The 11,083-nt window shown below is 65.3% G+C and carries 13 protein-coding genes; 3 read left to right on the forward strand and 10 right to left on the reverse strand.

Annotated elements, in window-relative coordinates:
- Positions 1–12: 12 nt before the first annotated feature.
- Complete coding sequence (locus tag C8J98_RS10620; protein ID WP_107913176.1) at positions 13–342, reverse strand: hypothetical protein; 330 nt, start codon at positions 340–342, stop codon at positions 13–15.
- A 253-nt stretch (positions 343–595) separates the two neighbouring features.
- Here C8J98_RS10620 and C8J98_RS10625 point away from each other — a divergent pair, with 253 nt between their 5' ends.
- Complete coding sequence (locus tag C8J98_RS10625) at positions 596–1,183, forward strand: nucleotidyltransferase family protein (protein ID WP_107913177.1); 588 nt, start codon at positions 596–598, stop codon at positions 1,181–1,183.
- Positions 1,184–1,195: 12 nt separating this feature from the next.
- Here the strand turns inward: C8J98_RS10625 and C8J98_RS10630 are convergent, their stop codons facing one another.
- The 9 genes from C8J98_RS10630 to C8J98_RS10670 all read right to left on the reverse strand — a co-directional run bounded on the left by C8J98_RS10630 (position 1,196) and on the right by C8J98_RS10670 (position 9,507).
- The gene (locus C8J98_RS10630; RefSeq protein WP_107913425.1) at positions 1,196–2,503 is read right to left on the reverse strand and encodes a DUF58 domain-containing protein; all 1,308 of its coding nucleotides are present in this window, start codon (positions 2,501–2,503) and stop codon (positions 1,196–1,198) included.
- Positions 2,503–3,510: a MoxR family ATPase gene (locus C8J98_RS10635; protein WP_107913178.1), complete on the reverse strand. Its 1,008-nt coding sequence runs from the start codon at positions 3,508–3,510 to the stop codon at positions 2,503–2,505. The genes C8J98_RS10630 and C8J98_RS10635 overlap by 1 nt, the downstream gene beginning before the upstream one ends.
- The gene (locus C8J98_RS10640; RefSeq protein WP_107913179.1) at positions 3,507–4,592 is read right to left on the reverse strand and encodes a hypothetical protein; all 1,086 of its coding nucleotides are present in this window, start codon (positions 4,590–4,592) and stop codon (positions 3,507–3,509) included. Before C8J98_RS10640 ends, C8J98_RS10635 begins: the two co-directional genes overlap by 4 nt.
- A complete protein-coding gene (locus C8J98_RS10645) occupies positions 4,589–6,103 on the reverse strand; it encodes a DUF4129 domain-containing protein (RefSeq protein WP_107913180.1) in 1,515 nt (504 codons plus the stop codon). The genes C8J98_RS10640 and C8J98_RS10645 overlap by 4 nt, the downstream gene beginning before the upstream one ends.
- On the reverse strand, positions 6,093–7,070 hold the full coding sequence (locus C8J98_RS10650) for a stage II sporulation protein M (RefSeq protein WP_107913181.1): 978 nt from the start codon (positions 7,068–7,070) through the stop codon (positions 6,093–6,095). The genes C8J98_RS10645 and C8J98_RS10650 overlap by 11 nt, the downstream gene beginning before the upstream one ends.
- On the reverse strand, positions 7,067–7,747 hold the full coding sequence (locus C8J98_RS10655; protein WP_107913182.1) for an RDD family protein: 681 nt from the start codon (positions 7,745–7,747) through the stop codon (positions 7,067–7,069). The genes C8J98_RS10650 and C8J98_RS10655 overlap by 4 nt, the downstream gene beginning before the upstream one ends.
- Positions 7,747–8,232, reverse strand: coding sequence for an RDD family protein (locus C8J98_RS10660; protein ID WP_158272676.1), 486 nt, complete (start codon positions 8,230–8,232; stop codon positions 7,747–7,749). The genes C8J98_RS10655 and C8J98_RS10660 overlap by 1 nt, the downstream gene beginning before the upstream one ends.
- 26 nt (positions 8,233–8,258) lie before the next feature.
- A complete protein-coding gene (locus tag C8J98_RS10665; protein ID WP_107913184.1) occupies positions 8,259–8,765 on the reverse strand; it encodes an RDD family protein in 507 nt (168 codons plus the stop codon).
- A gap of 88 nt (positions 8,766–8,853) precedes the next feature.
- On the reverse strand, positions 8,854–9,507 hold the full coding sequence (locus tag C8J98_RS10670) for an SMEK domain-containing protein (protein ID WP_107913185.1): 654 nt from the start codon (positions 9,505–9,507) through the stop codon (positions 8,854–8,856).
- Positions 9,508–9,636: 129 nt separating this feature from the next.
- Between C8J98_RS10670 and C8J98_RS10675 the strand changes: the two genes are divergently transcribed.
- Together C8J98_RS10675 and C8J98_RS10680 are read left to right on the forward strand one after the other, a co-directional pair.
- A complete protein-coding gene (locus C8J98_RS10675; RefSeq protein ID WP_107913186.1) occupies positions 9,637–10,515 on the forward strand; it encodes an NmrA family NAD(P)-binding protein in 879 nt (292 codons plus the stop codon).
- Positions 10,516–10,546: 31 nt separating this feature from the next.
- On the forward strand, positions 10,547–11,074 hold the full coding sequence (locus tag C8J98_RS10680) for a carbonic anhydrase (RefSeq protein WP_107913187.1): 528 nt from the start codon (positions 10,547–10,549) through the stop codon (positions 11,072–11,074).
- The last annotated feature ends 9 nt before the right edge of the window (positions 11,075–11,083 follow it).

Below are 11,083 nucleotides of genomic sequence, written 5' to 3' on the forward strand. Positions count from 1 at the left end.
GCCGATATTCCCTCAGGTCGAGGGTGTGTCGCCGTCAGCATCGTCCGGACGCTGCTTCGGCTCGTCGTCCTTGCCGTCGCCATGGTCGTCATCATGATGATGGTGATGATGGTCGTCGTGACCGTCGCCCTCATGCCCGCCCGTCTGGGTCATGTGTTCGACGTGCATCTGCTTCAGACCCAGTTCTTTCGTCAGGCCCGCACTGTCGCCATTGGCAACCAGCTCGCGCAGGCCTTCCGAGGCTTCGCTCGCTTCCAGCACTTGTGCCAATGCTTCGGGCGAGGCGCGCCGCAAAGCTGCATCGCGGCCAATGGCTTCCAGTAGTTCGACGGTGTCGCGCATGATCTTCCCCTGAGGTTGGTTGCAATGACGGACCGCTACGAGGCTGTATCGGCAGGTTGCCCGATTTCTTTAGTCGCTTGGTCCGGAATAGCTGGCTGGACATCCGAAGCATCCGCCGTCTGGATATAGTTGCGTGCGGCGAGTGTCCGGCAGGCTTCGGTCGACGATAATGCTGGCATAGCCATCCGCCAATAATGCGACAAAACTCACGGTTTCGGCAGGGACCATCGTGTAGCAAGTTCTTGGAGTCGATATGTGGGGACGTGGAGGACATGACGCCGTGGTACTCGCGGCGGGTGGTAGCGCCAGCCTGGGGAAGCCCAAGCAACTGTTGACCATTTCGGGGGAAACCCTGCTGCAGCGCGCGGTGCGCCTGGCGAAGGCGACCTGTCCGACCCGCCTTCTGGTGGTACTGGGCGCCCACGCCGAACAGCTGGCGCCCTTGGTCACCGGCACGACCATCGTCTTCAACCCCACCTGGGAAACCGGCATCGCTTCCTCATTGACCCGGGCCGCCACCGCGCTCGCCGGCCGGACGTACCCGGTGCTGGTCACTGTGGTGGACCAGCCGTGCCTGGATCCGGATCACCTTCAGAAACTCTTCGCCGCCTTCGACGGCAGCTGCGACGTTGTCTCTGCCTACGGTGATGCGTTGGGGCCGCCGGCCCTTCTCCGTCCCGAAACTATGGCTCTTGCCGGCACGCTTCAGGGCGACGCCGCCTTCCGGCGTCTGTGGGCGGGCGGTCACCCGGCGGCGGTGCGTCGCGATGCGCTGGGCCGGAAACTGGATACCCCGGAGGACGTGGCGGACGCTGTTCGCGCAGGCTTGCTGGACGGCTAGGCGGCCGACGCCTCAGAGTCGCCCTGCCCGCTTGATCGCCAGGTAGCGCTCCACCAATCGCCCGGACAGCTCGCTGGCAAGCACATCCAGCGTGGCAATACCTTCCCGCCGCAAGCGCGCGTGCACCGCGTCCCGCTGGTCCAGGTAGCGCAGGGCGCCGGCGGTGCGGATAGCGGCTTCCAGACTCTCCGTACCGCTCGTCGCGGCACGATCCAGCGCCAGTTCGCGCAGGCTTACCACCAGCACGAGATGCCGGCGCGACATCATCTTTACCGCTGCGCGCAGCTCCTCGTCGTCTTCGTCGCGCACATTGGTCACCAGCACCACCAGCGCGCGCCGTCGCTGGCGCGTCTGCAGCTCGCTGGCCGCGTGGAGGTAATCGGTGGGCGTGGATTCGGCGCGCAGGTCATAGCCAGCACCCAGCAGCATGTCCATGCCACCGGCACCCTGTTGGGGCGCCAACCAGCGCGTGTTCTGGCCGGCGCATGCGAGCAATCCGACGCTATCGCCCTGGCGCAGCGCGATGTAGGCCAGCGCGAGCGAAGCGTTCAGTACATGGTCGAAGTGGCCCACGCCCTCGTCTTCGGCCAGCATGCGGCGGCCGCAGTCAAGCATCAGCACGACCTGCTGATGGCTCTCATCGCGGTACTGGCGGGACATCAGCCGGCCGGCGCGCGCCGTGGCTTTCCAGTCGACCTTGCGCAGGCTGTCGCCGACGCGGTAATCACGCAGTTCCTGGAATTCCGTACCTTCGCCGCGCCGGCGTTGCAGCCGCGCGCCTACGGAGCGCGAGGCCAGTTCGACGCTCAGCCCGGCCATGCGCGCGAGCGGTGCAAAGTTGGGAAACACGCGTACATCCGCCGCGACGTCCAGCGTGCGGCGTTGGTGCCAGAAACGCCAGGGCGAGGTCAGTTCCACCTGGCAACCCGCAAAGGCGAACTTGCCTCGCGAGGCCGGCCACAGCGCATACGAGAACCCGAGCTCGCGCGAAGGTGCGAGGTCGACCGTGCGCGGCAGGCCCTCGACGCGCCAGCCGCCAGGATGCATATCGTGGATGCGTACGCGACGTTTATGCGTGCCCGCGTGGCGCAGGCGCAACGTCACATCGAGGCGCTCGCCCAATGGCAGCACGGCGTCGAGTTCGCGCGTCAGTTCGGGCGAGGCCTGCCGGCCCAGGCGAAATACGTCGCACACGAGGGCGACGGCGCACAACGCACCAAGCAGGCACCACCATGACAGCGGAAGCAGCTCGAACGACACGAGTACGCCCACGGCGAACCAGGCGCCGATGAGTGACAGCATGGCGGCGGCGGGACGGATCATCGGCGCGGCGCGGCCACTTTGTGCAGCAGGCCCTTGAGGATGTCTTCGGCGTGCTGGCCGTCGATCAGCGCCTCGGGCGCCAGTAGCAAACGATGGCGAAGCGCGGGAATCGCCACGCTGCGCACGTCGTCGGGCGTGACGAAGTCGCGGCCGTCCACCAGAGCAGCGGCTCGCGCGAGGCGCACCAGCGCCAGACCACCACGGGGACCTGCGCCGGCGAGCACGCCTGCCCACTCGCGGGTGGCGCGCGCGATTCGCACGGCGTAATCGACCACCTCATGATCCACGCGCAAGGTCGCCACCATGCGCTGGATGGCCATCAGCTCCGCCTCGTTCATTACGGGCGATACGCGGGACACGTCGAGGTCCGCAGCCACCTGCCCGTCCAGGACCTCGGTCACCATACGTGTCTCGTCGGCGAGCGTCGGGTATTCGATCTGCACTTTCACCAGGAAGCGATCCAGCTGCGCCTCGGGCAGCGCATAGGTGCCTTCTTGTTCAATGGGGTTCTGCGTAGCGACCACCATGAACGGCTGCGGCAACGGGAAACGCCGGCCTTCGATCGTGACCTGGTTTTCCTGCATGGCTTCCAGCAACGCCGCCTGCGTCTTGGCCGGTGCACGATTGATTTCATCGGCCAGCAGCAGGTTGGCGAACACCGGCCCACGACGGATCTGGAAACGCTCCGCCTTCATGTCGTACACCGCATGCCCGGTGACGTCGGTGGGCATCAGGTCGGGGGTGAACTGCACGCGGCCGAAGGTGCAACCCACGGCGCTGGCAAGCGCGCGCACCAGCAAGGTCTTGCCCAGGCCCGGTACGCCCTCGATCAGCACGTGGCCGGCAGCGAGCAAGGCCATCAGCACCTGCTCGAAGACCGGTTGCTGGCCGATGAACGCGCGACCGACCTGGCTGCGCAGCGCAGCGATGCGTGCGGCGACTTCCGCCGGGGTAAAGGTGATCGGGGCCGCGACTTCGCGCGGGGTGTCGACGGACGTGTTCATGGGTGTCTCCGCAATCGGGAAAGAATGGCGACGCTGTCGCGAAACGCGTTGGCGTCGACGGGAGGCCGGAAAGCGAGCGCGACGTCGGCGGGGGCCTCGTCGAAACGTTCGGCCAGGCGAGCGTGGAGCGACTCGCCTTCGAGGTCGTCAGCACCAGGGTCCAGGCGCCGCGCGCGGGCAAGTACGCCAGCGCAGACACGTGCATGTAAACCGCGGCCACGGTCGCGCCGATAAAGGAACTCGCCCGCGGCCTGCACGTGCTCCACCAGCGCGCGGCGATCCGCGCGCCGGGTGTCCAGAAGCGGACCCAGACGTACGGCGCGCGACACGGCCCACGCCGCCAGCAACAGCGTAAACGCAAGCATGGCCGGCCAGCCACGCGTGAACAGCAGGCTCCAGATGCGATCGCCTTCCACACGGTAAACCAGCGCGGCAGATTGTTCGTGGTCGTCCAGATGCAGCACCCGCACGACGAGGCGGCGTGCCACGGGGTCTTCGATGCCGCGACCGCTGAAGGGTTCCAGGGAGGGTACAAGGGTGATCGTGCCTTCGCCGTAGTGGAACGTCACCATCAGGTCGCCCTTGGTGTCGCTGATCCCATCGATGCGGGCGGCGGCGCGCAGCTTCACGCGCGTACCGCACCACTCGTAGGATTTCTCAGCTGCCTGCCCCTGCAGCTCCACGCAGCCGGGGCCTGCCGACGCGAGGCCAACCGCCTTGCCCAGGTTCTTCCAGAAAAAAGCGCGGGTCATCTCCGCTTCCGAACCCGTGCGCAGCACTACCCTGCCCCCGTCATCCGCGAGCGCAAGCAGGTCGACCGCGTCATCGCGATCCAGGTTGGCGGGATTCACGCCGAACACCACCAGCGACTCATCCCCCACGGGAATACCACTGACAGAATGGGCCGGAATACCCATGCCACGCATCGCGCGCTCCAGCGCGTAGAAGCGATCCGTGGCCGCCTTGCCGGAGGGCGGCACGTCGACATCGACTTCCTTGCGTTCGAACGTGCTGAAGAACGCGCCGACGCACAGCAGCACGAGTGCCCCGATGGCCAGTGCCCATGCATTGCCCCTGCTCATGCGCGCTCCACCGGCCAGCCGCCGAGCAAGACGGCCAACTCCTCGTCGGAGGGATATCGATCCGCGTAGGCCGCGTACTGCCACGTGCGCACGATGCGAATGGCGCGACGACCGGCGTCGTCGTCATCGAGGCGGCGCGCGCCGGCGATGGCGTCGGCCTCCGTGGCGTCCGGATGCACCGGTTCGTCCAGCCGCACGGCCATGCGCTCCACGGTGCCGCGATAAAGCAGGGCCAGCGCTTCGCGTCGCGAGCCCGACCGCCACAGGACGTGTACCTGCTCGCCGAAGCCCTTCGGCACGGCGACCTCCACGGCCGTTTCCTGCACGGCGCTGGGCACGGTTGTGCGAGCCACCGCGGGATCGCCCCGGCGCGAGGGCCAGCGTCGCAGGGCGAACCATGCGAGCCAGGCGACCGCCGCCACCAACAGCGCCAGGAGAAGGCCTTTCAATGCCAGGCCGACGCCGGCGAAGTCGCCTTGTTCGATCGACTTCTCGGGGGTGATTTCCTCGGGCTTGGGGGCCCTCGGGTGTTTCGGCACCCAGTGCCAGGCGCGTGTCTTGCCACCGAGCAAGGGATCGGCCAGCACCTTGGCCGAGACATCATTCATTCGCTGGTCGGCGCCCGGCTTTGGCACGGGGAATGCCGATTCCACGGACACCTTGACGGCATCGGGCTTGCCGCCACGCGGCGCGTCGGCGGCGTGCGCCGTCGACGTGGCGAAACACGTGGCGATCAACAGAATCGCGGTGGTCGCGGTGGTCAGCAGACGGTTACGCAGGCGCCGGAACGCGAGGTCTACATCCCACGCTTCGAGTTCGGTGCGGCGGCCGAGATAGAGCGCGAAGCCACCCGTCGTGCACAACGGCTCCGCGACCGACATGCCAAGGTAGTAAGCCACGATGAGCGGCACCGAAAGCCAGTGCGGCATGGCGCGCAGAAATCCTGCATTGAACCAGTACGACTCCCACAACTCGGCGGGCACGAACATCGGCAGGAACAGCAACAGGCTCAGCGCCAGCACTAACTCGAACATCGTGCAGGTCAGTGTCAGTCCCGTCCCGGGGCCCTCCACGCCTCGTCCGAACACACGCCAGCGCCGGGAACGCTCGCCGCGATCCAGTCCTTCGAGGTAAACGATGGGTTGCAACACGCAGCGGCGCGGATCGAACCGACGAATCGTCAACCACGCCGGCAGTCCCTTCAGCCCCCACGCAAGCGTACCGCGCAACGCGCCGCGCCAATCGGGCGCCTCCGCGAACACCGCACGCGACACCACATAGAGCGGGATACGCGCGAACACCGGCTTCAGCCACCACAGAAACAGCAATGGCAGCCACGGCTTGCCCAGCCACTGTTCCAGGGCGATGGCCATCGCCAGGAAGGGCAACGAAGCGATGAACCACGCCGTAAAGATCGGCCGCGCGTGGCGACGGAGCATCGCCGCGCCGAGGTCTACGGACTCGCGTGCGCTGCGCACGCGTAGCACCACGGAGATACGCTCAATCTCCACTGCGCCTCCCGCGGCCGCCGAACATCAGCCAGACAATCACCAGCAACCAAAGCAGCGCGGCGCTGCCGAACTTCACCACGTCCGGGAAGGCAGCCACGGACGACCAGAAGGCCTCGATGAACGCGGCGATCACCAGCATCAGGAAGGCGCCAAGCACCAGCTGTGCACCGACACCGCCCGCCTCGCGCAGGGCATCGCCGCGGCGCATTCGACCGGGCGCCAGCAGCGTATAACCCAGGCGCAGGCCTGCGCCTCCGGCGATGACGATGGCCGTCAGTTCAAACGACGAATGCGCGGCGACGAAGCGCCAGAACGGACCGCCATATCCGATGGCGTCCAGGTGGCCGGCGATACCGCCGAACATGATCCCGTTGGTCACCAACACGTAGATCGCGCCAATGCCAAAGAACAGGCCTGCCGCGAATGTGCGGAAGGCGATACCGACGTTGTTGAGCACGTAGAAGCCGAACATCGCCACGTCCGTGCCGCTGGTACGGCCGATCTTGTCCCGCGCGGGGTTGTACATCTGCTCGAAGCGATCCAGTGCCTGTCCGCTGAAAATCATGCTGGCCACATCGGGCCGGAAGTGGATCATCACCAGGCACGCTATGGTCGGCACGTACAGCAGCGCCGCGGCAATGGCCATGGCCTTCCACTCGCGGCGGACAAGGCGTGGAAATCCCGCCACGATGAACTCGCCGACGCGGTGCCAGCGCGGCGCAGGCGGGCGGTAAAGCAGGCGATGGCCCTGGTCGACGATACGCTGCAAACGGTCGGTCACTTCGTGGCTGTAGCCGCGTGCGCGAGCCATGGCCAGGTGCTGGCAGATGCGCCGGTACTGACTGGGAAAATCCAGCCCTCGCTCGGCCAGGGCCGACGACCACGCCTTGCGACCGCTACCGCGCATCCAGCCCTCTACTTCCGACCACCCCGCATCGTGCAGGGCCACGAACCGCTCCTGCTTCATGTGCGCCCCAGCAACCAGTTGGCGTGCGCCAGCAACTTGCGCAGTCCCGCATTGCCCATTCGGCCGGTGAGCGGTTCCAGCAGATCGCCCAGTTCGCGCTGCCGTGCTTCGTGCAGGTTGCGGCCGCGCTCGGCGAAGGCCACGAGCGCCTCCTGTTCTTCCAGGCGCAGCGGCGTGGACGGCGGCTCGGGTGCCTCGTTCGGCACCTGGGCCAGGGCACCACGCTGCAGCACGTGGACCACCATCGTACCGGCGACGATATCCCCGATGCGGCGACTGTGAGGATCGATCAGGCAACAGACCAGGCCGATGCCGTAAATGCCCGGCAGGCCATCGACCGTACGCAGCAGGTTGCGAATGACCGAGGGCAGCAAGGTCACGGGCGTGCCGTCGGCATTGACCACGCGCAGGTTCATCACGCGCTTGCCCACCGTCTGCCCATCCATCCAGACCTCGCAAACGACGCCGTAGATCCAGTACGCCGCGAACAGCACGAGCATGCCGATACCGGCGCCAGCCGCACCCAGCATGCCGAGCACGGCCAGCAGGAGGCACGCCGCCACCGCACGCAGCCCGAAGTCGATAAGCCATGCATGCGCACGCACCGTCGCCCCGGCTGCGTGCAAGCGGAGCGAGACACCTTCAGGCGTCTCGATCTGGCGAACCGTATCGAGCATCAGGCGTCGACGACAATGGTGCCGGCGACGTAGTCGTGGCCGCAGCGGCGCTCGCTGGCGAAGATGACGCAGGCATCGATCAACGCCACGACCGCGCCCACCTTGGGAATCACCGTCACCGCGGTAAGCGGCAACCAACGCAGGAGCACGATGCGCCACAGCGGAGCTGGCGAACCATCGGCCATGACGACCTTGGTGCCGACGATTTTCTTGCCCAGTGTCTGGCCGTTTTTGCTTAGCAGCACCAGGTTGATGATGCCGAGCACGAGCATGAAGCCAAAGCCAAGCACGGCCGCAATGGGCGTCATGCCTCCGCTCTTCATGGAATAGGTCCAGGGAGCGAGGCAGATGGTGCTGAAAATGCCGTCGAGGAAGGCCGCGCCGAAGCGCTGGCCGCGCGTGGCCTTGGCACGTTCGAGACTGGCTGGGCTGACAACGAAGGTTTCGAGCTCTGCCTGGGGTGCGGCGTACGGATTGCTGTCCATGTGCATGTGTCCTGCCGGGTGGGGAATCAGGTGTGGACGACGATCGTGTCGGCCATGTAATCGTGTATGCAGCGCCGCTCTTCGCCGAAGATCACCAGCATGTCCACAAGGGAAAAAATTACCCCGACAAAGGGGACGAAGGCGATGACGCGCACCAGGAAGATCCGCAGTACCAGGATGCGCCACAGGTCGCATCGGCTACCGTCCGTGCGGACGATCGCGATACCCATCGCGCGCTTGCCCAGGGTCTGACCGAAACGGGAAAGCAGAACGATATTGCCGATGAGCAATGCCAGGCCGAAGATGCCGAAGACGATGACGCCCGGAAGCGCGGGGACCAACCCCTTTCCGACACCACGGCCCAGACCCGCAGCCAGTGCGGTGACCAGCACGAGCGCGAACAGGATGACGCTATCGATAAGCACGGCGCCAAGGCGCGACCCACGCGTGGCCTTGTTCGATCGCAGATCCGCCGGCAGGCGCGGCGGCAGCTCCAGCTCCGCCTGCGGAGCGGCGTAGAAATTGTCGGTCATTCCCTTTAACCCCCTGAGCGCCCCCCGGCGCCGAGGCGAGTATAGGCACGGCACAGGCCGGCCGCAAAGAGGGGGCACCGACCCGTGGTCAGGAGGCGTACGGTCGCGTGGACGACCCCAGCTCGTGCTGGAGCCTGTTTGCGAATGCCTCTAACTTTGCCGGATCGGCCTTGAATACCAAAATGCCGAACAAGTCATCCAGATCGTAAATGTCACGATCGGGGTCAAAGGTGAAAGCGCCACGCGAGCGGACGATTCGCTGGCTATCGTAGGTCGCCTGCTTTTCGCCAAGGATGATAACGATCAGCCGAGAGTAGATACCGTCGAGGCCATGCGCGAAGAGCTTCTCCTGCGTCTCGACGATCTTGTCAGTAGTCCCCGAGATGGTGACCTGAATCGCACAAGCCTCCGCCGATGAGCCAAGGCCGACGGCAGGGAAGCTCGTCTCCAGGTTCAGATTGACGAGGTCCGTATAGCCGAAAACGATCGCCGTGATATCCCTGGCCAGTGCCTCGTCGAAGATGGCAACGTCCAGCAGTCCAGCCTGCGAGTAGATCTCTACGTAATGCTTGTACGCGGCCACATAGGTCGCAAGGCGACCAGCGAGCGCCTGATTCGAATCGTTCAAGACCAGACGCTCCATGGGGTGCTCTTCATGCACGACATGGTGTTGCAGCTGCGGTATCGCGTCAATGCGAATCCCCGTGAACGATGCCAGGCCATGGGCTTCGCGGCCAGCCATGCTGGAACTGGATAGGTCTTAGCCAGAACCGACGGCTACCGGGCCTGTGGGGCCGGGAGGATAGTCACTCCATCGGAACGGAGCTCTGAATTCGTGTCCTCCTCTCTCGTCTGCCTCAGGAATACCGTCATGTCCAAGAAAGTACTGATCACGGGTGCCACCGGTGACACCGGCCGTGCCGCGGTCCGCGAAGCCCTGGCCCTCGGCCTGGAAGTCCGCGCCATGGTCCGCCGCCACGATGACCGCTCCGCTGCGCTTGCTGCCCTGGGCGCGGAAGTCGTCCTCGGCGACCTGCAGGAGGTAAACACCCTGCGCGATGCCATGCGGGGTATCGAGTCGGCCTACTTCGTCTATCCGGTGGCACCGGGCCTTCTTGCCGCCACGGTCAATTTCGCTCAAGCGGCGAAGGAGACCGGCGTGAAGACGATCATCAACCTGTCTCAGCGCTCGGCCGACCGTGAGTCCAGCAGCAACTCTTGCCGCGACACCTACATCTCGGAAGAGGTCTTTAACTGGTCCGGCGTGCCGGTAGTGCACCTGCGTCCGACTTACTTCCTCGAATGGCTGCTCTATCCCTGGCAGCTGCCGTACCTGCAGAAAGGCATCCTGCGCATGCCGGTCGGCAAGGGTCGCCACTCGCCGATCGCCGCAGACGACCAGGGACGCGCCATTGCCGCCCTGCTGAAGAACGCGGATGGCTATATCGGCAAGATCGTTCCGCTCTCTGGCCCGACTGAGATGGACCATGAGCAAATGGCTTCGGAACTGACCGAAGCACTCGGACGCAAGATCGTCTTCCAGGATCTTCCGGTCGGGGAGTACGCCGAATCGCTGACCGCGATGGGTGTACCGGCATACATCGTCCAGCATCTCAGCGGCGCCATGGTCGACTACCAGCACGGTCACATGGCCGGTGCCGACAACAACGTCGAGCAGATCACCGGCCGCCGTTCAATGACCGTAGGCGAGTTCGCTCGCTTGCATGCCGACCAGATCAACGGCAACTGATCTCCACCCCCATCATCGCTTCGAGGTAGTTATGGACGTCATCACCCAGTTCGTTCAACGCAACGCCGAATTCGCCCAGCACGGTTTCCACGAAGAGCTGAAGATCATCCCGACGCTGAAGACGCTGATCCTCGGTTGCGTCGACCCACGCGTCGATCCCATGGACATACTGAAGCTCGAACCGGGCGAAGCGGCGATCATCCGCAACGTCGGCGGCCGCGTGAACCCGTCGCTGTTCGAGACCATGAAGATCCTGAGCACGGTATCCAAAGCAGGCGGCGTGGAAGTGGGCAAGGACTGGAACCTGGTCGTTCTCCAGCACACCCAGTGCGGCATCAACGGTTGCTATCACAACGCGCCGGAACTGCTCGCACCGTACATGGGCGTGCCACTGGAACAGCTCGATACGCTGGCGATCACCGATCCGTACAAGGCGGTTGCCATCGATGTCGCCGCGCTGAGGGCCCACCCGGTACTGGGCAAGAACTTCACCATCTCGGGTCTCGTGTACGACGTGACTACCGGCCTCATCGAGACGATCGTTCCGCCGGAAGCCTGAGGCTCGTCC

The organism is Luteibacter sp. OK325 (assembly GCF_003050935.1).
Lineage (GTDB): Bacteria > Pseudomonadota > Gammaproteobacteria > Xanthomonadales > Rhodanobacteraceae > Luteibacter.

What these genes read in the sequence shown, in the direction of transcription:
- C8J98_RS10620 (WP_107913176.1), bottom strand. Translation starts at nt 342, where the DNA reads ATGCGCGACACCGTCGAACTACTGGAAGCCATTGGCCGCGATGCAGCT.
- C8J98_RS10625 (WP_107913177.1), top strand. Translation starts at nt 596, where the DNA reads ATGTGGGGACGTGGAGGACATGACGCCGTGGTACTCGCGGCGGGTGGT.
- C8J98_RS10635 (WP_107913178.1), bottom strand. Translation starts at nt 3,510, where the DNA reads ATGAACACGTCCGTCGACACCCCGCGCGAAGTCGCGGCCCCGATCACC.
- C8J98_RS10640 (WP_107913179.1), bottom strand. Translation starts at nt 4,592, where the DNA reads ATGAGCAGGGGCAATGCATGGGCACTGGCCATCGGGGCACTCGTGCTG.
- C8J98_RS10650 (WP_107913181.1), bottom strand. Translation starts at nt 7,070, where the DNA reads ATGAAGCAGGAGCGGTTCGTGGCCCTGCACGATGCGGGGTGGTCGGAA.
- C8J98_RS10655 (WP_107913182.1), bottom strand. Translation starts at nt 7,747, where the DNA reads ATGCTCGATACGGTTCGCCAGATCGAGACGCCTGAAGGTGTCTCGCTC.
- C8J98_RS10660 (WP_158272676.1), bottom strand. Translation starts at nt 8,232, where the DNA reads ATGGACAGCAATCCGTACGCCGCACCCCAGGCAGAGCTCGAAACCTTC.
- C8J98_RS10665 (WP_107913184.1), bottom strand. Translation starts at nt 8,765, where the DNA reads ATGACCGACAATTTCTACGCCGCTCCGCAGGCGGAGCTGGAGCTGCCG.
- C8J98_RS10670 (WP_107913185.1), bottom strand. Translation starts at nt 9,507, where the DNA reads ATGGCTGGCCGCGAAGCCCATGGCCTGGCATCGTTCACGGGGATTCGC.
- C8J98_RS10675 (WP_107913186.1), top strand. Translation starts at nt 9,637, where the DNA reads ATGTCCAAGAAAGTACTGATCACGGGTGCCACCGGTGACACCGGCCGT.
- C8J98_RS10680 (WP_107913187.1), top strand. Translation starts at nt 10,547, where the DNA reads ATGGACGTCATCACCCAGTTCGTTCAACGCAACGCCGAATTCGCCCAG.